This is a genomic window from Bradyrhizobium sp. LB13.1 (assembly GCF_054056815.1).
In genome coordinates this window covers 4,445,924-4,469,637 of sequence record NZ_JBSRYQ010000001.1, presented here as the reverse complement: position 1 = coordinate 4,469,637, position 23,714 = coordinate 4,445,924, and the positions used below count along the sequence as shown (strand labels likewise).

Below are 23,714 nucleotides of genomic sequence, written 5' to 3'. Positions count from 1 at the left end.
ATGCGCCGCCAAGTCCAATAAATTAATGCAGGGGAAGACGATAAAGCCTTGTTATCGCGACGCATAACAGCGCTGCGGCTCTGCATGATTGGTACCTTCTTGGCCCTTGACGGCACGCCCGCACCTCGCAAGATGCGCGCGTTCATTCCCGCCCATCCGGAGCTCGTCTGTTTCCATGTCGCTGTCCCCCGAAGCCCGCAAGACCCTCGCCGGCATCACCACTGCCACAATCACTACGGTCCTGCTGAAGAAGGGCCTGCGCAACATCTGGATGCGCGGCGCGCGTCCGCTGCGCCCGGGTCTGCCGCGCCTGGTGGGACCGGCCTTCACGCTGCGCTTCGTGCCGGCGCGCGAGGATCTGGCGACGCCGGAATCCTGGTCGTCGCCGATCTCGACCCGCACCGCGATCGAAGCAATGCCGGAGGGCTGCATCGCCGTGGTCGACGCCATGGGGATCACCGATGCCGGCATCTTCGGCGACATCCTGTGCGCGCGCATGATGAAGCGCGGCGTCACAGCACTCGTCACCGACGGCGTCGTGCGTGACGTCGAGGGCGTGCTTGGTACCGGTCTGCCGGTCTGGTGCGACGGCTATGCCGCGCCGCCGTCGGTTGCCGGCCTGACCTTCGTCGGCTGGGGCGAACCGATCGGCTGCGGCGGCGTTGCGGTATTCCCGAACGACATCGTGGTCGCCGACCAGGACGGCTGCGTGCTGATCCCGCAGGCGATGCTCGAACACGTGCTCAATGAGAGTGTCGAGCAGGAGCGGATGGAAGCCTGGATCGTCAACGAGGTGAACAACGGCGCGGTGCTCCCGGGCCTCTATCCCATGAACGCCGAGACCAAGGCGCGCTACGCCGCAAGCAAGAAGTAACAGACAGCAAGCGAGGTTACCCCATGGAGATCACTGTCGCAGGCACGCGGCCGACCCGCCGCGCGCCCAAGGAACACTTCACCGGCACGGTCCTTCAGGACCCCGTGATCATGGCGCCCGCGCCGGCGCGGCTGAACTGCTCGCGCGTGTCGTTCGAGCCGGGCGCGCGCACCAACTGGCATCACCATCCGCTCGGGCAGACGCTCTACGTGATTTCGGGAGTCGGCCGGGTCCAGTCCAAGGGCGGGCCCATCAGGGAAATACGCCCTGGTGACACCGTCTGGATTCCGCCGGGCGAGTTGCACTGGCACGGCGCCACGCCGACCAACGGCATGACCCACATCGCCATGCAGGAAGCGCTCGACGGCGTGTTCTCGACCTGGCTCGAGCCGGTGACCGACGCGGAATATGGGGCGGCGGTCGGCTGACTCTCGTGCCCCGGGACAAGACGCATCGCGTACCGCGATGTGTCGCTGCTCGTCCGGGACACGGCACTTTACATCCTTTCCGCCGTCCACGTGCCCGTGCACATAGTGCCGCGCCAGGTGCCGGAGCCTGAGGTGCCGCTGAGCCGGCCGAAGCCGACGGCGCGCTTGATGCCGGTGCTCAAGGTGACATTGATGCGGCCGGCATCCGCGACGCGGCCGGACGCCGTCACTGCGGCGCTGCTCGACGCGATCTGACCATTGTTGATGCCGATCGAGACGGTCGAGCCGTTACCGCAGGTCTCGCTCGACGATGAGATACGGACATTCCATGCGCCGTCGAAAGTGCTGGCGCTTGCCTGCGCGGCCGGCAACGTGATGACAATGATTGTGGCGAAGAGAGCCTTGCGAAATCCGTTCATGACACGCCCCTAGGTTTGATCATGCGGGGATCGTGACATGGACGCGGAAACGGCGATGTGAGGGCTGTCACGCGCGCGACGGGCTCTGTGACGTCGCGCACGTCGCAAACGACTTGGCGGACAAAAGCAAAGGGGCCCGCGTTGCGGGCCCCTTTGTCTCGGTCAGAATGTCGCCTCGACGTCAGTTCGCACGCGTCCAGGTCTGGCCGCCGCAGAACATGCCGCCAAAGGCGCAGCCCTGCACGCGCAGCCGATCGGTGCCCTTCAGCGCGATGGTTGAATCGTAGGTCGAGCCGGAGTTCGGATCGAGGACGCGGCCGGACCATTTCTGGTCCTTGTTCTGATCCTTGCCGGGCTTCATGTTGATCAAGACCTGCTCGCCGTTCTGGTTCGATTTCGAATCGACCGAATAGCCGCAGAGATTGTTGCCGCATTGCTCGATCCGGACCTTGCCTTCCTTCTCCTCGGTGAGCCAGACGCCGAGCGGTGAATTGAGATCGCGCGTGGGCGCGGCCGCGGGAGCCGGCGGCGCGACTGCAGCCGACTGAACGGGGGCAGGCGCAGGCGCCGGGACGGGAGGCGGAGCCGGAGGCGCGGCTGCGACCGTCGGGGCTGGCGGTGGAAGCGGTGCGGGCGGTACTGCGGCCACCGTCGGGGCAGCACTCGGGGCCGGCTGAGGCGGCGGCACAAGCGCGTCTTCGGCCGGAGCATTGTTAGCCGTGGTGGCCGGAGGCGCCGGCGGGGCAGGAGGCGCCACGGCCACGGGAGCCTGGACAGGGGCCTGCTCGGTCGCCGGAGGTGCCGCGAGGGGTGCGAGTGCCGGCGCCGGATTGGCCGGCGGCTGCGGGTCGGCCTTGGCTTGCTGCGGTGCCTGCGGGTCGGCTTTAGGAGCCCCCTTGGCATCGGCCTTGGTCTTCTTTGCTTTGCCCTGGCCGGTGTTGTCGTAGACGCCGGGGATTTGCACCGTGCCGCGGTCGGGATCGATGCGGATGGTGCGCCCGCCATAGTCGAAGGTGTACTGCGCCTGCGCAGCGGTGCTCGCCAAAAGGAATGCGGCCGTGGCCAACAGCTTCCTCATTTCCGTCTCCTGAAACAGGTGGTCCCCGCACCGACGCTTACGCCCCGGAGCGATCGCAAAAAGTGATCTAGATCACTGTCACCGTATGAGTCGTGCTCCGGCTGTTCCGGGTTCAATAACACCGGAGCCGGTCCAAAGTTTGGCCGGGGCAAGCGACAGGAGGACGCGCCCTAATCGAACCAGGCGGCGTAGATCTTCTTGTAGCTGCCGTCCTCCATGGAAATGTGCAGCCATTGGTCGACGAACGCCTTCAGCGCCATGTCGCGCTGGAGCCAATAGGCCTTCTCGGAAAAGTCGAACGGCTTTTCGGGATGCACCGCGCAGAGCACGCCAGAATGCTGCTTCTGCTGGTAGCGCGTCTCGGAGGCGTCCGTCATCATCAGGTCGGCATTGCCCTTGGCGATCTCATCGAAGATCACGGTATTGTCGGGGAAGACGGTGATGTCGGCGTCCTTGATGTTGGCACGCGCGAAGCGCTCGTTGGTGCCGCCGGGATTGACGATCACACGGGTGCCCTTTTTGTCGATGTCGGTGATGCTCTGGTATTTGCCGACATCGGCACAGCGCGCGATCGGCGTCTTGCCCTCGCGCATGATGGCCGTGGAGAAGAAGCCCTTCTTCTGCCGGTCGAGCGTGACCGAGATGCCGCCCATGGCGATGTCGAATTGGTCAGCCTCGAAATCCTTCATCAGCTTTGGCCAGGCCGTCGGCACGAATTCAACCTTGACGCCGAGCGCCTTGCCGAGCGCCTCGGCCATATCGACGTCGAAGCCGCTGAACTGCTGCGTTGTCTTGTCGAGGTAGGTGAAGGGCTTGTAATCGCCGGTCATGCCGACGCGCAAAGTGCCGCGCTTGACGATCTCGTCGAGGCGGGAGGGCGTCGCCTGCTGTGCGTGAGCCGAAATGTTTGCCAGCAGGACCACGGCCAAAGCCGCCAAAATTCGAATGGTCATCCGAACGATCATCTCTTTTCCACCCGTGCCCGAGCTGTCATTGTGCAGCTCTTGAGGCTTGGATTTAGACCAGATGCCCATCGCTGGCGAGGCGGAATTGGAAGGGATTTTGAAGTGACGATCTCGATGTATGACGCCTCGGTCGGCGTCTTCGTGCCTTACCTGCGCAACCTGTCCGCACTGCTCGACAAGGGCGTTGCCTATGCCGAAACCCGGAAGTTCAATCCGGCGGTCCTGCTCGGCATGCGCATGTCACCAGACATGTACGATCTGGCGCAGCAGATCGGCGAGGCCTGCCGCCATGCCGCGGTCGCTTCGGCCTTGCTGGCCGAGCGCGAGCCGGTGACGCTGCCGGTGCTGGAGCACGACATGGCCGGGCTTCAGGCCCGCATTGCGACGTCAATCGAGTTCATCGAAAGCCTGCCGCGCGCGGAGATCGATGCCGCGGCGGAACGGAATGTCTTCTTCAGGTTGAAAAACGGCACCGAGCTGCCGTTCACCGGGCGGACGCTGCTGCTGACCTTCAGCGTCCCGCAGTTCTTCTTTCACGTGACGACGACCTACGACCTCTTGCGGCACGCAGGTGTCGAGCTCGTGAAGAAGGATTATCTCGGACGACGATAAGCCTAGGCTTCGCCCTTGCGCTCGTAGTCGGCGAGCGAGCTGCGGCCGGCGATCTCGCTGCGCAGCTCTTCGAAGCGCCGATGTGCCTCGTCCTCGTGCACGTCGACGAAATGCACGGCAGCCTCGCTGGTCATCGGGCCGCTGATCACGGGCACAGACTGCTCCCCGATGGTTTCGTGGACGTAGAACTGGCTGTCGTCGCCGCGATGGACCGTCCATTTCAGACGGATCGCCACCATCGGCCCCGGACCGACCTTGCTGTAGCCGTCGGCATCGGTGTGCTCCGGCACCAGCGGCTGCTCCTCGACCACCGGATGCTCATCGACCATCGGGTGCTCGTCGGCGACCACATGCTCACCAGCAACCACCATTTCTGTTACGGTCACGGTCTCGGTCTCGCGCACGACGAGGACGGGCTCGGGGTGCTCCAAAATGCTGGCGATGGTCGCCAGCGTGTGGTCGGTCGGGTCGATCTCTGACAAGGGTTCATCCTCCAGCTCGACGCGGCCGGCAAGTCTGTCCCACTGCCGCCGCGGCCGGACCTATTACGCGGGTTTGATTAAGGCTGAGTGAGGGCTCGATCTGCACCAAAATGGGACGCATTCTGGCGTTCCGAAGGCGGGCGGGTGGGCCGCCCGCCCCGGAGGTCGGCTCAGCCCAGGACGTCCTGGTTGATGATGTTCTGCCTGATGGGATCGCCGTCCAGCACACTCAGAATATTGCGCGCGGTCTGCTCGCTCATGCGACTCACCGCCTCGACCGTGACACCGGCGACATGCGGGGCCATGATCACGTTAGGCAGCGCAAACAGCGCATTGCTCACCGGCGGCGGTTCGACCTCGAACACGTCGATGCCAGCGCCGGCGATCTTGCCCGAGACCAGGGCGTCGTACAGCGCGGCTTCCTTCACGATGCCGCCACGTGCGGTGTTGATGAGATAGGATTTCGGCTTCATCCGGCCGATCCGCGCCGCGTCGAACAGGCCGACGGTTTCCGGCGTCTTCGGGCAGTGGATGGTGACGAAATCGGCGTGAGGCAGCGCGGCATCGAGATCGGCGACCGGCTCGCAGCCGGCCGCTTTGATATCTGCAGCAGGTTTGTAGGGATCGTAGACCTGCACGTTCATGTCCATCGCCAGGCAACGCTTGGCGGTGCGGGTGCCGATCCGGCCGAAGCCGATGACGAGGACGGTCTTGCCGTAGAGATCGAACGGCAGCATGCCGAGCCGGTCGGCCCATTTGCCGTCCTTGACGCAGGCGTGCATCTCCTGCGCGCGTTTTGCCAGCGTCAGCATCATGAACAACGCCTGCTCTGCGACCGAGGGCGAGTTCGCGCTGCCCGCGACCATCAGCGGCACCTTGCGGCGGGAGAGGGCGGGAACGTCGACGGCGTCGTAGCCGACGCCGATCCGCGTCACCACCTTCATGTCTTTCGAGGCTTCGAGCTCGGTCTCGCCGAAGGCGGTGGCACCAAGCGCCACGCCGTGGACCGGCGCGTGGCTCTCGAGCAAGGCCTCGAAGTCTTTGGCGGAGATCAGGTTCGGAAACTCGATGAGCTCGATGTCATCTCGCTGGGTGAGGAGGGTGCGCGCGCCTTGCGACAAAGTTTGTGTAACGAAAATCTTCTTCTTGTTGGTCGACATCGCTCCCCGCCTGCTCGCGTTTCCAAAACCGGCGTCACAACACGACGCCGGTCTCTTCGTTTAGCAGGTGCATATTGTTGAGGTCCATCGCCAAACGCATGGGAGCCCCGTCTGCAGCGCCGGCATTGGGATCGACGCGGCCGCAGACGGGCGTACCCTCGAGCCCGAAGTAGACCAGGGTCTCCATGCCCATCGGCTCGGTGACGTCGAGCACGGTGTCGAAGGTTTCGACGCCCGGCCCAAGATGCGCATGCGACTCGGTGAGATGCTCAGGCCGGATGCCGAGCAGGAGCTTTTCGGTGCGCGGCAATGCGTTGTAGCGCGTGGCACGGGCCGGCGGCAGCGCGAAGGCGATGCGGTCGGTCAGGCGGATCTGGAGCGCGCCGCCGGCATCCTCCAGCCGGCACGGGAGGAAGTTCATCGCCGGCGAGCCGATGAAGCCGGCGACGAAGCGCGTCGCAGGCTTGTGGTAGAGCTCGTTCGGGGTGCCGATCTGCTCGATCCGCCCTTTGTTCATCACCACGACGCGATCGGCTAGCGTCATGGCCTCGACCTGGTCGTGGGTGACGTAGACCGTCGTGGTGCGCACCTTCTGGTGCACCTTCTTGATCTCGATCCGCATCTGCACGCGCAGCTTGGCGTCGAGATTGGACAGCGGCTCGTCGAACAGGAAGACTTTTGGGTTGCGCACGATGGCCCGGCCCATGGCGACGCGCTGGCGCTGGCCACCGGAGAGCTGCTTCGGTTTGCGGTCGATCAGGTCGGTGATGTCGAGGAGGCGGGCGGCTTCCGTCACCCGCGCCTTGATCTCGGCCTTGGGATAGTGCTTCAGGCGCAGCCCGAACGACATGTTCTCCGCGACAGTCATGTGCGGGTAGAGCGCGTAGTTCTGGAACACCATCGCAATGTCGCGGTCCTTCGGCGGCACGTCGTTGACGACGTCGCCGCCGATCATGATGTCGCCGTCGGTGATGTCCTCCAGGCCTGCGATCATGCGCAGCGTCGTCGACTTGCCGCATCCGGAGGGGCCGACGAGCACGATGAACTCATGGTCGGAGATGTCGAGATCGATGCCGCGCACGGCCTCGACGTCGTCGTAACGCTTGATCACCTTGCGCAGGGAAACGTCGGCCATTGCAGTTCAACCCCTCGTTCTCAACCCTTCGTCGCGCCGGCGGTCAGGCCGGCAATGTAATAGTCCATCAGGAAGGCGTAGATGACCAGCGGCGGGGCTGCGCCAAGCAGTGCGCCGGTCATGATCTGTCCCCAATTGAAGACGTCGCCCTTGATCAGTGTGGTGGTGATACCGACCGGCAGCACGAGCTGGTCGATGGATGTCGTGAACACCAGGGGATAGAGGAACTGCGCCCAGGACACGGTGAAGGCGAAGATGGTCGCGGCGATCAGGCCGGGCAGGGCTACCGGGATGAAGATCCGCGTCAGGGTCTGGAGCCAGGAGGCGCCGTCGATGAGAGCAGCCTCGTCCAACTCCTTCGGGATCGAGGCGAAATAACCGATCATGATCCAGGTGCAGAACGGCACGGTCAGGGTCGGATAGATGAAGACAAGCACGTACCAGCGGTTGAGCAGAGTGATGCCGGTGAAGTCCTGGACCACCGCGAGCATCTTGAACAAGGGAATGAACAGGAGGCTGTCCGGGATCAAATAGGTGAGAAAGACGCCGGTCGCGAGCGTCGCCGAGCCCCAGAACTTCATCCGCGCCAATGCAAACGCCGCCGGAATGCTGATCAGCATCGTCACGATCACGACCACGATCGAGATCATCGACGAATTCCAGAAGAACCGCAGGAACTGGTTCGAGGTCAGTAGCTCGACATAGTTCGACAGAGTCGGATGAAAGACCCACCACGGATTGGTGGCGGCCGAGATCTCCGCGCTGCTCTTGAGCGAGGTGATCAGCATGTAGACCGGCGGGATCAGGAAGAAGATCGCAAACAGCACCAGGAAGAAGTAGGACCAGCGCAGCGCCCAGGTGCGGTCGCGGCTCATGCTTCGAAGCTTAACCTTGCGTGTGGGTCCGGCCTTGGCGATTGCGAGCGTGCTCATCAGGCTTCGTTCCCACGTTTGTTGACATCGCGCAGGATGAAGACCGCTGCGACGGCGAGGATCGGCACCATGAACAGCGAGACGCAGGCGCCGAGCGGAATGTCGCTGCTCTGGATGCCGACCTGGAATGCCCAGGTGGCGAACAGATGCGTCCGGTCCAGCGGACCGCCGGAGGTGAGAATACGCACGATGTCGAAATTGGCGAAAGTGACGATCAGCGAGAACAGCGTGGTGATGGCGATGATGTTGCGCATCATCGGCAAGGTGATGTGCCAGATCTTCTGCCACCAATTGGCGCCGTCGATCGCTGCGGCTTCGTAGAGCTGGTCAGGTACGGATTTCAGCGCGGCCAGGTACATGATCAGGAAGAACGGTGCGCCATACCAGACGTTGACGAGGATGACGGAGAAACGCGCCCAGAAGGTGTCACCGAGCCACGGGATCGGACCGATGCCGAAGAACGAGAGGGTATAGTTGAAGGCGCTGTAGGAGGGATCGAACAGCCACAGCCATGCCAGCGTGCTCATCGCCGGCGGGATCACCCACGGCACCAGCAGCATGCCGCGCCATTTACGTTGCTTCCTGCCGGGAATGTTGTGGACGAAATGCGCGACGATGAAGCCGATCAGCGCCTTGAAGACCACGGCGGTAATCGCAAAAATGCAAGACTGTCTCACCACCATCCAGAACGTCTCGCGTTTGAACAGGAAGGTGAAATTGCTGAGGCCGACGAACTTCGTCATCGCCTTGTTCAGCGTCGCCAGGTAGACCGAATAGAAGGCGGGATAGAGCACGAGCAGGGCGATCAGGAGGATCAGCGGCAGCGTCAGGAAGAACGCTACGGTCGATTTCCGTCCCATTGCATTGCGCAGGCTCGCGCGTTTGCGCGGCCTCGCAGCACGAGCGAGACGGCCTTGCTCAACGACGACATCGGCCATGACGTTAGCCTCTTTGCAGGACATGTAGCAGGACATGTTGAATGGCGAAGCCGGCGCAGCCGTCGGCTTCATTCGGCAAGCGGATCGAGCGAGGGGTGCCCCGGCGGCTCACGCGCGAAGCGTGAACCGCCATGGCACATACCCGTCTCAGGTCCGCATGAAGCCCTCGCACTCACCCTCCGCCCAGGCGAGCGCCGTTTCCAACTTCTCTCCTTGCGCAAAGCGCAGCGCCATTTTGGTCAGCGTTGCCTGGAAGTAGATCTGCTGGGCGATCTTCGGCGGCGCTGGAGACGCGGCGATCGACATCGTCTGCTGCTTGTAGGGATCCGGATAGTGGAACAGCGTGCCCTTCGGCGGCCCTTCCTCGGCCCAGGTCTTGAACTTCGTCATGTTCGCGTAGGCCGGGAGATCGTACCCGCCGCTCGCCGCGACGAACTTCTCGATCGCCGCTGGCGAGGACAGGTGAACGAGCAAGCTCTTGGCCGCTTCCTTGTTCTTGCCAAAGGCCCAGACGCCCCAGAAGTAGGGCAGGAAGGGCGCAAAACGTCCCTTCGGACCGGACGGGAAGCCGTGCGTCCAGCACTGTTCGGCGACTTGCGGTGCGTCGCGCTTGGCGACCGCCCAGGCACTCGGCGGATTCAGGATCATCGCCCCGCGGCCCGAGATCAGCCATTTGTTGTTGGACGCATCATCCCAAGACGGTGCGTCGGTGGGCAGGACGGCGATCAGCTTCTTGTAGAATTCGAGCGCCTGCCGCACCGCGTCGGTCTTGACGGTGATATCGCCCTTGGCGTTGACCAGCTCGGCGCCGAATGACTGGAAGATCGCGCCCGCGGTGTCGACGCTATCGGTGGTCTCGCCGAGACCGATGCCGAAGGGGAAGCCGGCCTTGTGGCAGGCCTCGGCCGCCTTCAGGAACGTCTCCATGGTCCAGTTGTCCGCTTTTGGCGGACTGCCGGCCGGATACATCTCCTGCACGTCGATGCCCGCGTGCTTCTTCATCAGGTCTATGCGGGAGCAGGGGCCCTTGATCTGGCTTCCCGGTGTCGCGGGCACTGCCAGCCATTTGCCGCCCGACTGCCCGAGATATTTGACGGTGCCGTTCACCTCGCCGTTCTGCTTGATGAGCGGCTCCATGACGTCATTGAGCGGCTCGAGATTCTCCGAATAGGCGTGTGGCCACCAGCTCGGCATCTGGAGAAATGTCGTGACCGGACTTGGCCTGGGCTTCGGCCGCCGCGGTCAACTCGATCTTCTTGTTGTTGCTGGTGATGTAGTCGATCGAGACTTCGACCTTCTCCTTCTCGCCCCATTCCTTGACGAGGGCGGTGGAGGCATCGTTGGCGCCGGGCACCCAGTGGTCCCAGAAGCCGATCGAGAGCTTGCCGGCGGCGTAAGCGCCTCGGACATAGGGCGCGGTGATCAGCGCCGCAGAGGACATTGCAGTGGCAGCCACAAATTGACGTCGCGTCAGTGTCTTGCGTGACATCTCGTTTCCTCGCTTGGGTGTTTTATTGTTCTGGTGTTTCCTCTGAACTCTTCCGAGTTTTGCTTTTGATTTTCTTGTTGGGAGTTTCTTGTTGATCGTTTTTGCAGATTGGTAGCGCGATCAGATCATGATTGATCGCGTCTGTCGAGAAAACCGGACGGCTTGCGCCTAGAACTAACGTTGTGCCCCGGGAAGGTGGGATTGCCTTCGGTGTCGCGCGCCGGCCATGAACCGCGGTCGGTCGTTTTGCGACGCACACTTTGCGCCGCCCCGCTGCAGCGACATGTGCGCAATTACGCCGCAGTTTCCAACGAGCCTGCATAAGCGCCTCGCGCCAAACACTTTTCGGGCGTGGATAGCATTTGTCGGCGCCTAGACCTCGAAGCGGTGAAAACGATAGAGTTGCAACTGGCGGGTGGCTTCCACCCCGACAGGCCAATCAGATCGACCATGGAGACCAGAATGAAAAACCCGGCGCCGCCCGCGCGGCTTTACCTGCGACGATGGTTCGCGCTGGGGGCCGTTTTCGTGTTGCTGCTCGGCGCAGCCGCGGTCGCGCATGCACAAGGCCTGGTCAAAGGCGTTCAGGATGGGGCCGCGGCCGGCAACAAGGCCGCGGGCCCCGTCGGGGGCGTGCTGGGCGGTGCGATCGGCGGCGTGGTCGGCGTCTTCACCGGCGTGCTCGGCGTCAACAACAATAACGGCAATCAGGCGCCGCCGGCCGCCAAGGATTCTAACAAGGACGCCAGCAAGGACTCTAAGCAGCCCGGCGCCGGCAAGGACAAGGATGCCAAGAGCGGCAAGGCGGGCAAGGGCGCCAAGGCGAGCAAGGAAGCCAAGAATGCGCCGCAGGACAATAAGGACGTCGCCGTCCTCACCCAGACCGGCGCGCCGCAACAGACCGCCGAGCAAATCGTTGCCAACAGTGATTCATATATCGAGCGGATCAAGACGGAACTGAACCTCACGCCCGATCAGGAGAAGCACTGGTTCGGCTTCTCGAGCGCCATGCACTACCTGGGGCACAATGGTGCGGAGCGGCTCAACCTGCGGGTTACCCGGGCCAAGCGGGATCCGCCGGACGACATCATCGAGCAGATGCGCAACGAGTCGCAGTTCCTGATCGATCGCGCTGCCGACCAGCGCAACGTCGCCGACGCTGCCGAGCCACTCTACTCGAGCCTCGATGACAAGCAGAAGCAGGTCTTCATACAGGAGATGGTGCACCTTAGCCACGAACGAGGATTGGATTGATCAAGTTGAATCGGATCGGGCGCGCCTGAATTAACGGCGCCCGCCACGAATTCGTGAATCCTCTCCGCAATTCGGTTATGCTTAGCTTCGTAAGCTGATTGCGGGGTTTAAATGGCGGACGCACTCTCCGTTTTCCTGGTCGAAGACGAGGCGTTGATCCGGATGATGATGGCGGACATGGTGGAGGAACTCGGCCACCACGTCGTCGCGGAAGCCGACAATGTCCGGGATGCCAGCGCTTACGCCATGACCGCGCAGTACGATCTGGCGATTCTCGACATCAACCTCAAGGGCGTCTACGTCGATCCCGTGGCCGACCTGATCGAGCGCCGCGGGAAGCCGTTTCTGTTTGCCACGGGCTACGGGCCGGAACTGCTGCCGTCCTTGCTCCGGCGTCGGCCGATCCTGCGCAAGCCGATTGGGATCGATCAGCTCAAGGCGATGATCGATTCGATGTTTCCGGAAGCGGGAGCGAAGACGCCGCACTGAGCGACGGCGAAAATAGCCGCCCATCAAGGGCGGCCATTTTGCGACGGAATTCGTCGCGGTCTCACATCAGGCCGGCGCCAAGATCAATGCCGCGCGCCATCAGGCCGAACGAGGCGACGAGGCCTGTGCAGCAGAACAGCAAGATGGTCTTGAAAGAAGAATCGGTCAAACGCGTTTCGATGGTGGCCGGCATCGCGGCGATCGAAATCATGCTCATGTTCATTCCCCCCTTTGTTGCCCCTGAATTGCATCAGGTGAGGGAAGCCTTAGAGCAAAAAGTTTGACGCGAGCTTTCGATGCATCGTTAACGGAATCGCAATCGGTCCCGTGTTTGCGCGCGCCGTAACGAGATCACGCCTCAGTGGCGCCCGTTCTTCAGCACCGTGGCGATGGTGTGGGCTGTCATGGCCGCGCGATCGGAAGCCCGCTGGGCAGCAAGCCGATCCCGCGCCTTTTCCTCGATCAAAAGCTCGATCAGGGCCAGCCGCTTGCCGTCGTCGTCCGCCTCGATCAGCAGGCGGTGATAGCGGTGATAGTCGAAACCAAAATCCTGCTTACGCATGTCACGCCCCCGCAACTACGCCACACACAACGCCGAATTGTTTCTGATCCGAAACATGCACGCAAGCACCATCCCGCATGGAACCGCGCGTTCGGTGCAATGAGCTGTGAATTACTGGAACTCGTATGAGATCTTAAGGCTGGTTGTGCTCGGCAAACATCTTCAGGCCGACGAAACTCGCGTCAGGCTTCATGACCAGCCTGGTCGGGATGTTGCGTAGATAGTCCTGGAAGCGCCCCTTGGCTTCGAAGCGCGCCCGGAACGCGGAAGCTGCAAGGAACTCCGGAAAACGCGGCACGATTCCGCCGGCGATATAGACACCGCCACGGGCGCCGAAGGTCACTGCGAGATTGCCGGCGACTGAGCCGAGAATGGCGCAAAACATTCCCAGGGTCGCGCGGCTGAGTTCGCAACTGCCTTCCAGGGCCGCCTTGGTAATGGCGGCAGCATCGCGATGCGGCACCTGAGCGCCTTCAACTTCGGACAGCGCTTCGTAGAGGCTTTGCAGGCCGGAGCCGGACAGTGCGCCGCGCTCGATGGAGACATGGCCGAGGCGTCGTCGCATGGACGCGATCACACGTTCCTCGTGCTCGTTCTCCGCCGGCAGGGTCGCGTGGCCGGCTTCGGTGACGACGGCCAGCCGTGCGCCATGGCGCTCGACCAGGCAGGAGACGCCAAAGCCGGTTCCAGGCCCGACCACCAGCAACGGCTCTCCGGGAAGGCCATCCTGTCCGCCGAGCGGGATCAGGTCGGCAGGCTGCAGGGCAGGCAGGGACCAGGCCACCACCTCGAAATCGTTGAGAACGTGAACGCTGCCGAAGCCAAGGGCCGGCTGGAGTTCGTTGCCGTCGACGACCCACGGGCTGTTGGTCAGGACGCAGCGATTGTTGGTCACCGGACCCGCCACAGCCAGCACGGCCCTTTGGGGCGGTTCGCCGCCGGACCGGCGCCCGAGGATATCGACAATGGCTTCCCTAACGGTCGGGAAGTCTGCCACCTTCACATAGTCGATCGGTCCGGTCTGATTGCCCTGACTGAGCGCGAAGCGCGCATTGGTGCCGCCGATATCGGCGAGAAGAATCGGTCCTGTCTTGCCGATGCTCATGTGCATATGGCTGCCGCGCCCTTGCCGGCTGCGGGAACCTCTTCCTCCGTTCTATCGGATCGCAAGATGCGAACGGCTTTCAGAATCCGTCCTCGGGTGGATCTAGTCAACACGCACGAGGCCAAACCGTTGCATCTCTTGGGAATGACGGCGGCCATTCGCGCAGATCGCCGCACCTTGCGGTGGTTGCCGAGAAGATCGACATTGGAGGAGCGTTCGGCGCCGGTCGCGCGGGACGGCTTGAAATGGACCTTGCGATGAAGATTTCCGACCGAGACGTGCTGCTGGTGATCGACGTGCAGAACGATTTCTGCACTGGCGGGGCGCTCGCCGTTCCCAGCGGCGAGAAGGTGGTGCCCGCCATCAATCGAATCGCCCAAAAATTCGCCAATGTGGTGCTGACCCAGGACTGGCATCCCCGGGATCATGTCTCCTTTGCCTCGAACCATGCGGGCAAACAGCCGTTCCAGACCATCGCGCTTGACTACGGCGCCCAGGTGCTGTGGCCGAGCCATTGCGTGCAGGGCACCGCGGGCGCCGAATTTCATCGCGATCTCGACGTCACCCGCGCAAGTCTGGTGGTGCGGAAGGGATTTCGGCGCGGCATCGATTCCTATTCGGCGCTGTTCGAGAACGACAAGAAAACACCGACCGGCCTGCTCGGATATTTGCGCGAACGCGAGTTGAACACCGTCTTCGTCGCCGGCCTCGCGCTCGACTTCTGCGTCCGCTTTTCGGCGGAGGATGCCCGCGAGGCGGGGTTCGATGTCGCCGTCATCGAGGATGCCTGCTGTGGCATCGATCTCGACGGCTCGATGGGCGCGACCCATCAGAGTTTTCGGGAGCGCGGCATTCCAGTCATCGGCCTCGAGGCATTCCTGTGAGAACGGTGACGTAGCCATGGCGGAGAAGACCGGCAAACAGCTGCGCGCACCGGGGCAGGTCCCGGGTGACCCGGTGCTGTGGCCGTTCGCAGCGGCTCAGCTCGCCATGAACGCCTGGTTCGGATGGCTTGAGCGCGATCCGCCGGAGCAGGCCGATAGCAGCCTGCCGTGGACCACGGCCAACTCCGTTGCTCTGGAGCTCGCGACCATGCGCTTGCGCGATTGCACGCGAACGGGGTCCGGCCAGCCGGCACTGGTCTGCGCGCCCTATGCGCTGCATCGAGCCCTGATCGCCGACTTCGCACCCGGCCACAGCGTGGTGCAGTCCCTGCAAAATGGCGGCATCGACCGGATCTATCTCGCCGACTGGCGGTCAGCCACGCCCGAGATGCGCTATCTCTCGATCGACAGCTATCTCGGCGATCTCAACGTCGCCATCGACGAGATCGGCGCGCCGGTCGATCTCGTCGGCCTGTGCCAGGGCGGCTGGCTCTCGCTGCTCTACGCGGCGCGCTTTCCCGCCAAGGTGCGGCGGCTGGTCCTGGTCGGCGCGCCGGTCGACCTCTCGATCGAGTCCAGGCTGTCGCAGCTCGCCCGCGACGCTCCCGAAATGCTCTATGACCAGCTCGTCGCACGCGGCGGCGGTAATGTCAGCGGCGAGGAGATGCGACGTGTCTGGTCCAAGGCGCCGAGCCGCGACGACATCGCCGCGGCGTTGCAGGTGGACCTTGCGGCTGAGGGGAGCGCAACGCTGCTCGCGCGGTTCGAGCGCTGGGACGCCGAGACGCTCAATCTGCCCGGCGCTTATTATCTCGAGATCGTCAACTGGATTTTCCGGGAGAACCGGATCGCGAACGGGCAATTCACGGCGCTCGGCCGCGTGATTGATCTGAAGCACGTCAAGGCGCCGATCTTCCTGCTGGCCGGGCTCGATGACGACGTCGTGCCGGCCGCGCAGGCGCTCGCCACTGCCGGTTTGCTCGGCACGCCACCGGCCTTCATTGCGGCGGTCTCCGAGCCCAGCAACCACCTCGGCCTGTTCATGGGCGCGCGAACCCACGCCCATGCCTGGCCCGGGATCGCCGAGTGGCTGCGCGGCGATCTGTCCAACGTGCTGGCTCGTAGCGCCTGACTTCGCCAGGCACCGGGCGGACGAGCCTGCAAGTCCGTTATGCATGAAGGCGGATGGCCTGCACGGGACCGGCTCGATGGGTTACATATGGTCCGGAGCTGACGGCTGCGGCCGGCCGCAGAGAGATTGAATTGAAAGTGCTGAGCTCGATGAGTTTCCACTCGATCTATGCCCACGGATTTGCGCGCGTGGCGGCCTGCGTCACCACCTCGCATGTGGCGGATCCCTCGGCCAACGCAAAGGCCATCATGGCGGCCGCGCAGGACTGCCACGAGCAGTCGGTGGCGGTTGCCGTATTTCCCGAGCTGTGCCTGTCCGGCTATGCGATCGAAGACCTGGTCAAGCAGGATCCGCTGCTCGATGCGGTCGAGCGCGGACTTGCCGCGATCGTCCAGGCCTCCTCGGCGCTGATGACCGCGCTGATCGTCGGCGCGCCGCTGCGCTTTGGCCATCGCATCTACAATTGCGCGGTCGTCATCCATCGCGGCAACGTCCTCGGCGTCGTGCCCAAGAGCTACCTGCCGACTTATCGCGAATTCTATGAGGGGCGGCATTTCGCCTCCGGCGCCGGCATTGTCGGCGAGACGATCGCGTTTGGCGGGCTGCATGCCCCGTTCGGCGTCGATCTCCTGTTCGCGGCCGAGGACGTCCCGGCCCTGACGATCGGTGTCGAGATCTGCGAGGACATGTGGATCCCGGTGACGCCGGCCTCCGAGCTCGCGCTTGCGGGCGCAAGCGTTCTTGTCAATCTCTCGGGCAGTCCGATCACGATCGGTCGTGCCCGTTCGCGCGCGTTGCTGTGCCAATCCACCTCGACGCGCTGCCTCGCGGCCTACGTTTATTCCGCCGCGGGGGCAGGGGAATCGACCACGGATCTCGCCTGGGACGGCCAGACCTCGATCTACGAGAACGGCGTGCTGCTGGCCGAGGGCGAGCGGTTCCGCCAGGGCGGCCAGATCACGTTGGCCGACGTCGATCTCGACCTGCTCAGGCAGGAGCGCGCCTCGATGGGCACGTTCGACGACAATCGCCGCCAGCGCGAAGCTTTCTTCCGAAGGATCACCTTTGCCCTGCAGCCGCCGGCCGCCGACATCGGCTTCCTGCGCAAGATCGAGCGCTTTCCGTTCGTGCCGAGCGACGAGAGCCTGCTCGAGCAGGACTGCTATGAGGCCTACAACATTCAGGTCGCCGGCCTCGTCCAGCGCATGCGCGCCACCGGCACCAAGCGCGTCGTCATCGGCGTCTCGGGCGGGCTCGATTCGACCCATGCGCTGATCGTTGCGGCCAAGGCCGTCGATCTCCTTGGCCTGCCGCGCGAGAACATCCTTGCCTACACCATGCCGGGTTTTGCCACGGGCAGCGAGAGCAAGACCAATGCGCTGGCGCTGATGAAGGCGTTGCAGACGAGTTGGCAGGAACTCGACATCCGCACCACCGCGACGCAGATGCTGAAGGACATCGGCCATCCCTTCGGCAAGGGCGAGAAGGTCTACGACATCACCTTTGAGAACGTGCAGGCGGGCCTGCGCACGGACTATTTGTTCCGGCTCGCCAACCATCACGGCGGCATCGTGATCGGCACCGGCGATCTCTCGGAGCTCGCGCTGGGCTGGTGCACCTACGGCGTCGGCGACCAGATGGCGCATTATAACGTCAACGCCGGGGTGCCGAAGACGCTGATCCAGCACCTGATCCGCTGGGTGATCGCCTCAAAACAGTTCAGCGACGACGTCAACCGGACGCTTGCCTCGATCCTGTCGGGCGAGATCTCGCCCGAGCTGGTTCCGGTCCAGCCCGGCGAGAAGGCACAGAGCACGGAAGCCTCCGTCGGTCCCTACGAGCTCCAGGATTTCAACCTGTTCTACACGCTGCGCTTTGGCATGCGGCCGTCCAAGATCGCCTTCATGGCGCTGCAGGCATGGAAGGACGTCGCTGAGGGCGAATGGCCGCCGGCATTTCCGACCGATAAGCGCAAGGCCTATGATCTCAAGGAGATCCGCCGCTGGCTGGAGGTGTTCCTGCGCCGCTTCTTTGCCTTCAGCCAGTTCAAGCGATCGGCGATGCCGAACGGGCCGAAGGTCTCGGCCGGCGGCTCTTTGTCGCCGCGCGGCGACTGGCGCGCGCCGTCGGATTCCAGCGCGGCGGCGTGGCTTGAAGATCTCGAACGGAATGTGCCGAACTGATCGGCAAGGTCTGACCGTGCAGCTGCCCAAAACGAAATCGCGCCGCGCGGCTCATGAGGCCGGCGGCGCGAAATCGCGTTCAATCTAGAAAGTCCCGAGGTCCGGAGTGCCTAGGAGTCCGGACCTCGTAACCTTGCCCCAGCCTTTGATCCCCCGCCCCATGCGGTCCCCCAACCCCATGTAGCGCGATCAGAGGGTGATGCCCTTGTAAGGCCGCCGATCGATGTCACGCGATGTACGCGACATCTGAATAGGACTCCATTCCGGATCACTACGGAGACGAACGCGCGTGATTCCGCGCGCGGATGCATGCGTCTTCCCTCCGGCATATCCTGCCCGACATCGTCTCGCCCCTGATCGTCTCGACCACGCTGGCGGTCTCCGCAATTGGCGACTGATTGCGCGACCGCCTCGATCCGACCCTCCAATAGACCGCGCCGGGAGCAGGGGAGGCCTGCGAAAGGCCGATCCGGCCCTGTCAGGCCCAAGTTACCGTTGCGCCGGCCCATTCCGTGCGCTATCCGGCCGGGAAAGGCCTGAGGCGGCTTCCATTTTTCTCGCCCGGCCAGCCAAACCGAGGACGGAAACCGCCATGCCAGCCTATCGCTCCCGTACCACCACTCACGGCCGCAACATGGCGGGCGCTCGCGGCCTCTGGCGCGCGACGGGCATGAAGGATGGCGATTTCGGCAAGCCGATCATCGCGGTCGTCAACTCCTTCACCCAGTTCGTGCCCGGCCACGTCCACCTCAAGGACCTCGGCCAGCTCGTCGCGCGCGAGATCGAGCAGGCCGGCGGCGTCGCCAAGGAGTTCAACACCATCGCCGTCGACGACGGCATCGCCATGGGCCATGACGGCATGCTCTACAGCCTGCCGTCGCGCGAGCTGATCGCCGACAGCGTCGAGTACATGGTCAACGCCCATTGTGCCGACGGCATGGTCTGCATCTCGAATTGCGACAAGATCACGCCCGGCATGTTGATGGCGGCGCTGCGGCTCAACATTCCTGCCGTGTTCGTCTCGGGCGGACCGATGGAGGCCGGCAAGGTCACGCTGCAGGGCAAGACCAAGGCCGTCGACCTGATCGACGCCATGGTCGCCGCCGCCGACTCCAAGGTCAGCGACGAGGACGTCAAGGTGATCGAGCGCTCGGCGTGCCCGACCTGCGGCTCGTGCTCGGGCATGTTCACGGCCAATTCGATGAACTGCCTCACTGAAGCACTTGGTCTTGCGCTGCCCGGCAACGGCACGGTGGTCGCAACCCACGCCGACCGCAAGCGCCTGTTCGTCGAGGCTGGCCACACCATCGTCGATATCGTGCGTCGCCACTATGAGCAGGACGACGCCTCCGTGCTGCCGCGCAATGTCGCCAACTTCAAGGCGTTCGAGAACGCGATGACGCTGGACATCGCGATGGGCGGCTCGACCAACACCGTGCTGCATCTGCTCGCCGCCGCCCATGAAGGGCAGGTCGAGTTCACCATGCAGGACATCGATCGGCTGTCGCGCCGCGTGCCTGTGCTCTGCAAGGTCGCGCCGTCGGTCGCCGACGTGCATGTCGAGGACGTGCATCGCGCCGGCGGCATCATGGCCATCCTGGGCGAGCTCGACCGCGCCGGCCTGATCGACACGTCGGTCTCGACCGTGCACGCGCCGACCATGAAAGACGCGCTGGAGCGCTGGGACATCAAGCGCTCGAAGAGCGAGTCGGTCCGCACCTTCTTCCGCGCCTCGCCCGGCGGCATCCCGACCCAGGTCGCCTTCAGCCAGGAGCGCCGTTACGACGAGCTCGATGCCGACCGCGAGAAGGGTGTCGTGCGCAACCTCGAGCACGCCTTCAGCAAGGATGGCGGCCTCGCCGTGCTCTACGGTAATCTCGCGCAGGACGGCTGCATCGTGAAGACCGCGGGCGTCGACGCCTCGATCCTGAAATTCTCCGGTCCCGCGCGCGTGTTCGAGAGCCAGGACGCATCCGTCGAGGCCATTTTGGGCGGCAAGGTCGTTGCCGGCGAGATCGTCGTCATCATCTACGAAGGCCCGCGCGGCGGCCCCGGCATGCAGGAGATGCTGTATCCGACCAGCTACCTGAAATCGATGGGTCTCGGCAAAGCCTGCGCGCTCGTCACCGACGGACGCTTCTCGGGCGGCTCGTCGGGCCTGTCGATCGGGCATCTGTCACCGGAAGCCGCCGAAGGCGGCAACATCGGTCTGGTGCGGACCGGCGACCGCATCGCCATCGACATCCCAAACCGTAGCATCAGCCTCGAGGTCTCCGACGAGGAGCTCGCCAAGCGCCGCGCCGCGGAAGAGGCGAAGGGCGATGCCGCCTGGCAGGCGACGGGCCGCAAGCGCAACGTCTCGACCGCGCTTCAGGCCTACGCTGCACTCACCACCAGCGCCGCGCGTGGCGCGGTGCGCGAGGTCAAGCGTCGCTCGAAGTAGGAGCGTCTTGCGCGGGCGTGATCGCAAGCGTCGCGCATCGCGCATGGTCAACAAGTTCTGAACGGCCGGCGAAAGCCGGCCGTTCGCATTAAGGATGCCCCGACGAACTTCGGCAAAGCAAGGTTTTGCGGCATATACTGCCATCGACCTTCGCAAATCCATTTTGGGCAACTGGGGCACCACAATAATGTCTCGTACTCTTGCTGTCGTTTTCTCGACGGTCGTCGCTGCGATTTCCATGACGACTGCTGCTTCCGCCGGCTGCTACAATTGCTACACGCCGCCGCCGTGCACGACCTGCTACCAGCAGCAATATGTGCAGCCGCAATACCGCACCGTCGACGAGACCGTGATGGTTTCGCCCGGCTCCGTCGTGGCGCACCGCGCGCCGGCGCAGTACCGCACCGTGATGGTGCCGCAGACCGTGATGGTGGCGCCGCCGAGCGTCCAGTACGAACGCATCCCGCCGCAATACGCCACGCGCCAGCGCGTCGAGATGGTCCAGCCGGGTTATTCCTATTACGCCCCGGTGCAGATGGGCTGCGCCTCCTGCGGCTACTGAGCCGAGGCAGCAACGAAGAACTCCATGCGGCGCTCCCAACGGGGCGCCGTTTTGCTTTTGAGAGCAGCAAACGAGGCCCGGAAACGGAGATGAATCCAGACCGGGCCTCGCAACCGGCGACGCCCTGGGAGATGTCGCCAGTGTCCGGATGGCTGAGGCGTACAGGCTAAGGGAACAGGCTGACGCTCGCCTGACAGATCGTGTGCGGGCGAGGGGGTTTCGGGTCGGGCGCCAACTTCGCGTTGCCTTGGACCGTCGACTGCGTTAAGCGACAGCAATTCCGGACTTGGAAGGGTGGCCGAGTGGTTTAAGGCACCGGTCTTGAAAACCGGCGTGCCCGCAAGGGTACCGTGGGTTCGAATCCCACCCCTTCCGCCAGTTCCGATTTCCCGAACGATCCCAGCTAGTCCCAATGCTGCCCGCAACCCATTGATAATGACTTGAAAAAGTCTGCGAAATGGGGTTTTCTTATCCCAGTCAGTCCCGGCCAATCCCGATAAATCCGGCTCCTCATCGTGGGTAAGACCGTGGGATTAGGCGGACACTTTTGGAAGACGAATGGGCCTCACAGTTAAACAGGTTGAGCACGCTAAACCCGGCGATCGGCTCGGCGACGGCAACGGCTTGTGGCTGTTCGTGGCGGCGAGCGGCAGTAAGAGTTGGATGCTGCGCTTCACGTCGCCCGTGACACGCAAGGCCCGCGAGATGGGCCTTGGTCCGGCTTCCGCTATATCGCTTGCCGAGGCCCGCGACGTGGCTCAGCAGGCCCGCAAGCTACTGGTGGCTGGCAGAGACCCGATCGAGGAACGGAGCGCCAGGCGGGCCGCTGTGCGGGTTGAGGCCGCCAAGGCGATAACGTTCGAAGAATTCGCCAAGCAGTATGTCACCACGCACAAGCCAGGCTGGCGAAATCCGAAGCACGCGCAGCAATGGGAAAACACCCTCCGCGATTACGCCTATCCCGTGATCGGAGCCACGCCCATCCCAGACGTCACCAAAGACGACATCGTGAAGGTGCTCGCGCCGATTTGGATGACAAAGAAAGAAACGGCCGCGCGCCTCCGTGGGCGCATAGAGAAGATCCTCGACGCCGCCAAGGCAAAGGACCTCAGCACGGGCGACAATCCAGCACTTCTGGGCATTATTCGCCACCTGCTGCCCAAGCAGAACCGCAAGCGTTCGGTAAAGCACCACCCGAGCCTACCGTATGAGGAAATGCCGAGGTTCTGGAAATCCCTTGCCGCCGATGCCAGCGACGCCGCGCGCATGTTGCGATGGATAGTACTGACTGGCTGCCGATACAGCGAGGCCCGCCACATGAATTCGGATATCGAGGTGAAGGACGACATCTGGACAATCCCAGCCGGGCGCACCAAGGCGGAACGCGAGCACTACGCGCCGCTGACGCCGCTGGCCCTGGCTCAGTTGCCATTCCAGCCCGTTTCAGACGTCAGCCTGACCAAGTGCATAAGGCGCCACACCGACTCGCCATCATCCACACACGGTATGCGGTCGACTTTCCGAGACTGGGCCGGCGATGAGACCGAGGCTGCGTGGGAAGTGGCAGAGGCCGCGATAGCGCACAAGGTCGGCAATGAAACCGAGCAAGCCTATCGGCGCCGCACCGCGCTGACGAAGCGTCGCAAATTGATGGCGGGCTGGGCGCGGTACTGCGCGGCATCCGTTGCTGGATAGCAACAGTCTTAATCAATCCTAAAAATAGTATGGGAATGTACGGGATTCGACTTGCCAAATCAGCCGGGCGAGGGCATAGTATCAACCCTGCGGACGAATGGGGTCTAGTTCGGCAGCCTCATGATAGACGGCCCCAAAGCAATGTCAAGCGGGATTTCCCAGACATGCTTCTCTTAAAACTCACCGACGTCACCAAGGCCACCGGCCTGGGGCGCTCGACCGTCTACCGCAAAATCAGCGAAAACACTTTTCCCAAACCTCTCCAACTCGGTCCTGGATGCGTCAGGTGGGACGCGGACCATCTGCAAGCATGGCGCGACAGCCTGCAGGTCGCGAACGATAACACCCGCAAGGCGGTGGCGGCGTGAGCAGCGCGCCCACACTCGATAGCAACGCCTTAGCCGACCGCGCTGAGACGGTACGCGATCTGATGGCTGCCAGCGATGCCGCACATAAAGACGCGGTTGGGAAAGCCCTGGAAGCGGGTCACCTGCTGGTGGCAGCGAAGGGGGACTGCAGGCATGGCGAATGGTTGCCGTTCCTGAAGCGCGCCTGCGTGCCGGAACGGAAGGCGCAGCGGCTCATGCAGATTGCCGAGTCGAATTTGGAATCCGACACCGTGACGGATTTGGGTATCGGTGGTGCATTACGATTTCTGCAACTTCGGGAGAAGGCCGCTCGCCTTCTCAGTGAGGCGCGTGATGACCAGCTAGCCGGCGGATTTGGTATTGAGCAGTTAGAAGACGCAATGGCAAAGATGGAAACAATGATTGAGATGTTCCCAGAGGAGCAGCGCCTACGTCTGCCGGACGCAGAGGCTGCCTAAACCTTGTTGGTGGGAGAATTTTTCCCACCAACACTAACGCTCGATCGGCCCTTAGCCGAGAGCATCG

General features: G+C 63.4%; 24 protein-coding genes, 1 tRNA gene and 1 pseudogene. 14 read left to right on the top strand and 12 right to left on the bottom strand.

Going from position 1 to position 23,714, the window contains the following annotated elements; all coding sequences use genetic code 11:
- Window positions 1-175: 175 nt before the first annotated feature.
- Together ACVWYI_RS21255 and ACVWYI_RS21250 are read left to right on the top strand one after the other, a co-directional pair.
- Window positions 176-874, top strand: a complete 699-nt coding sequence (locus ACVWYI_RS21255) for a ribonuclease activity regulator RraA (protein WP_456663109.1) — start codon at window positions 176-178, stop codon at window positions 872-874.
- A 23-nt stretch (window positions 875-897) separates the two neighbouring features.
- Window positions 898-1,302 carry a (R)-mandelonitrile lyase gene (locus ACVWYI_RS21250; RefSeq protein ID WP_354047790.1) on the top strand — a complete coding sequence of 135 codons (405 nt, stop codon included), beginning with the start codon at window positions 898-900 and terminating at the stop codon, window positions 1,300-1,302.
- A 68-nt stretch (window positions 1,303-1,370) separates the two neighbouring features.
- On the opposite strand, the gene ACVWYI_RS21245 is transcribed toward ACVWYI_RS21250, so the two are convergent.
- From ACVWYI_RS21245 to ACVWYI_RS21235, 3 genes are all read right to left on the bottom strand, one after another.
- Window positions 1,371-1,721: a hypothetical protein gene (locus ACVWYI_RS21245; protein WP_456663108.1), complete on the bottom strand. Its 351-nt coding sequence runs from the start codon at window positions 1,719-1,721 to the stop codon at window positions 1,371-1,373.
- Window positions 1,722-1,902: 181 nt separating this feature from the next.
- Window positions 1,903-2,799, bottom strand: coding sequence for a DUF2147 domain-containing protein (locus tag ACVWYI_RS21240; protein ID WP_456663107.1), 897 nt, complete (start codon window positions 2,797-2,799; stop codon window positions 1,903-1,905).
- A gap of 170 nt (window positions 2,800-2,969) precedes the next feature.
- The gene (locus ACVWYI_RS21235) at window positions 2,970-3,764 is read right to left on the bottom strand and encodes a transporter substrate-binding domain-containing protein (RefSeq protein WP_456663106.1); all 795 of its coding nucleotides are present in this window, start codon (window positions 3,762-3,764) and stop codon (window positions 2,970-2,972) included.
- Between the two features lie 114 nt (window positions 3,765-3,878).
- On the opposite strand from ACVWYI_RS21235, the gene ACVWYI_RS21230 reads away from it, so the two are divergent.
- A complete protein-coding gene (locus ACVWYI_RS21230; protein WP_247346932.1) occupies window positions 3,879-4,376 on the top strand; it encodes a DUF1993 domain-containing protein in 498 nt (165 codons plus the stop codon).
- 2 nt (window positions 4,377-4,378) lie between these two features.
- On the opposite strand, the gene ACVWYI_RS21225 is transcribed toward ACVWYI_RS21230, so the two are convergent.
- The 6 genes and pseudogenes from ACVWYI_RS21225 to ACVWYI_RS21200 form a co-directional block, all read right to left on the bottom strand.
- Complete coding sequence (locus ACVWYI_RS21225; RefSeq protein WP_456663105.1) at window positions 4,379-4,858, bottom strand: hypothetical protein; 480 nt, start codon at window positions 4,856-4,858, stop codon at window positions 4,379-4,381.
- A 170-nt stretch (window positions 4,859-5,028) separates the two neighbouring features.
- Window positions 5,029-6,018, bottom strand: a complete 990-nt coding sequence (locus ACVWYI_RS21220) for a hydroxyacid dehydrogenase (protein ID WP_456663104.1) — start codon at window positions 6,016-6,018, stop codon at window positions 5,029-5,031.
- 34 nt (window positions 6,019-6,052) lie between these two features.
- Window positions 6,053-7,153 (bottom strand): ABC transporter ATP-binding protein, encoded by a 1,101-nt coding sequence (locus tag ACVWYI_RS21215; protein ID WP_354047778.1) that lies wholly within the window; start codon window positions 7,151-7,153, stop codon window positions 6,053-6,055.
- Between the two features lie 20 nt (window positions 7,154-7,173).
- Entirely contained in the window at window positions 7,174-8,085 is a 912-nt protein-coding gene (locus tag ACVWYI_RS21210) for a carbohydrate ABC transporter permease (RefSeq protein WP_456663103.1), read from the bottom strand.
- Window positions 8,085-9,023 carry a carbohydrate ABC transporter permease gene (locus ACVWYI_RS21205; protein WP_354106155.1) on the bottom strand — a complete coding sequence of 313 codons (939 nt, stop codon included), beginning with the start codon at window positions 9,021-9,023 and terminating at the stop codon, window positions 8,085-8,087. Before ACVWYI_RS21205 ends, ACVWYI_RS21210 begins: the two co-directional genes overlap by 1 nt.
- Before the next feature lie 147 nt (window positions 9,024-9,170).
- Window positions 9,171-10,512: pseudogene (locus ACVWYI_RS21200) on the bottom strand (ABC transporter substrate-binding protein).
- A gap of 462 nt (window positions 10,513-10,974) precedes the next feature.
- Between ACVWYI_RS21200 and ACVWYI_RS21195 the strand changes: the two are divergent.
- Both ACVWYI_RS21195 and ACVWYI_RS21190 read left to right on the top strand, forming a co-directional pair.
- The gene (locus tag ACVWYI_RS21195; RefSeq protein WP_456663102.1) at window positions 10,975-11,766 is read left to right on the top strand and encodes a Spy/CpxP family protein refolding chaperone; all 792 of its coding nucleotides are present in this window, start codon (window positions 10,975-10,977) and stop codon (window positions 11,764-11,766) included.
- 111 nt (window positions 11,767-11,877) lie between these two features.
- Window positions 11,878-12,255: a response regulator gene (locus tag ACVWYI_RS21190; RefSeq protein ID WP_354047773.1), complete on the top strand. Its 378-nt coding sequence runs from the start codon at window positions 11,878-11,880 to the stop codon at window positions 12,253-12,255.
- A gap of 61 nt (window positions 12,256-12,316) precedes the next feature.
- Here the strand turns inward: ACVWYI_RS21190 and ACVWYI_RS21185 are convergent, their stop codons facing one another.
- The 3 genes from ACVWYI_RS21185 to glk form a co-directional block, all read right to left on the bottom strand.
- Window positions 12,317-12,472: a hypothetical protein gene (locus ACVWYI_RS21185; RefSeq protein WP_354047771.1), complete on the bottom strand. Its 156-nt coding sequence runs from the start codon at window positions 12,470-12,472 to the stop codon at window positions 12,317-12,319.
- 141 nt (window positions 12,473-12,613) lie between these two features.
- A complete protein-coding gene (locus ACVWYI_RS21180) occupies window positions 12,614-12,817 on the bottom strand; it encodes a hypothetical protein (protein ID WP_247346925.1) in 204 nt (67 codons plus the stop codon).
- Window positions 12,818-12,950: 133 nt separating this feature from the next.
- A complete protein-coding gene (gene glk, locus ACVWYI_RS21175; protein WP_456663101.1) occupies window positions 12,951-13,922 on the bottom strand; it encodes a glucokinase in 972 nt (323 codons plus the stop codon).
- 245 nt (window positions 13,923-14,167) lie between these two features.
- On the opposite strand from glk, the gene pncA reads away from it, so the two are divergent.
- The 9 genes from pncA to ACVWYI_RS21130 all read left to right on the top strand — a co-directional run bounded on the left by pncA (window position 14,168) and on the right by ACVWYI_RS21130 (window position 23,647).
- Window positions 14,168-14,806 (top strand): bifunctional nicotinamidase/pyrazinamidase, encoded by a 639-nt coding sequence (gene pncA / locus ACVWYI_RS21170; protein WP_354106159.1) that lies wholly within the window; start codon window positions 14,168-14,170, stop codon window positions 14,804-14,806.
- Between the two features lie 16 nt (window positions 14,807-14,822).
- The gene (locus ACVWYI_RS21165; protein WP_456663100.1) at window positions 14,823-15,938 is read left to right on the top strand and encodes an alpha/beta fold hydrolase; all 1,116 of its coding nucleotides are present in this window, start codon (window positions 14,823-14,825) and stop codon (window positions 15,936-15,938) included.
- Between the two features lie 149 nt (window positions 15,939-16,087).
- Complete coding sequence (locus ACVWYI_RS21160) at window positions 16,088-18,121, top strand: NAD(+) synthase (protein ID WP_456664558.1); 2,034 nt, start codon at window positions 16,088-16,090, stop codon at window positions 18,119-18,121.
- Between the two features lie 592 nt (window positions 18,122-18,713).
- Entirely contained in the window at window positions 18,714-20,564 is a 1,851-nt protein-coding gene (gene ilvD, locus ACVWYI_RS21155; protein ID WP_247343467.1) for a dihydroxy-acid dehydratase, read from the top strand.
- Between the two features lie 238 nt (window positions 20,565-20,802).
- Complete coding sequence (locus tag ACVWYI_RS21150; RefSeq protein ID WP_247343463.1) at window positions 20,803-21,126, top strand: hypothetical protein; 324 nt, start codon at window positions 20,803-20,805, stop codon at window positions 21,124-21,126.
- Window positions 21,127-21,414: 288 nt separating this feature from the next.
- A tRNA-Ser gene (locus tag ACVWYI_RS21145) sits at window positions 21,415-21,504 on the top strand.
- A 180-nt stretch (window positions 21,505-21,684) separates the two neighbouring features.
- The gene (locus ACVWYI_RS21140; protein WP_456663099.1) at window positions 21,685-22,821 is read left to right on the top strand and encodes a tyrosine-type recombinase/integrase; all 1,137 of its coding nucleotides are present in this window, start codon (window positions 21,685-21,687) and stop codon (window positions 22,819-22,821) included.
- A gap of 164 nt (window positions 22,822-22,985) precedes the next feature.
- Entirely contained in the window at window positions 22,986-23,189 is a 204-nt protein-coding gene (locus ACVWYI_RS21135; RefSeq protein WP_456663098.1) for a helix-turn-helix transcriptional regulator, read from the top strand.
- Window positions 23,190-23,251: 62 nt separating this feature from the next.
- Window positions 23,252-23,647: a hypothetical protein gene (locus tag ACVWYI_RS21130; protein ID WP_456663097.1), complete on the top strand. Its 396-nt coding sequence runs from the start codon at window positions 23,252-23,254 to the stop codon at window positions 23,645-23,647.
- Window positions 23,648-23,714 lie beyond the last annotated feature (67 nt).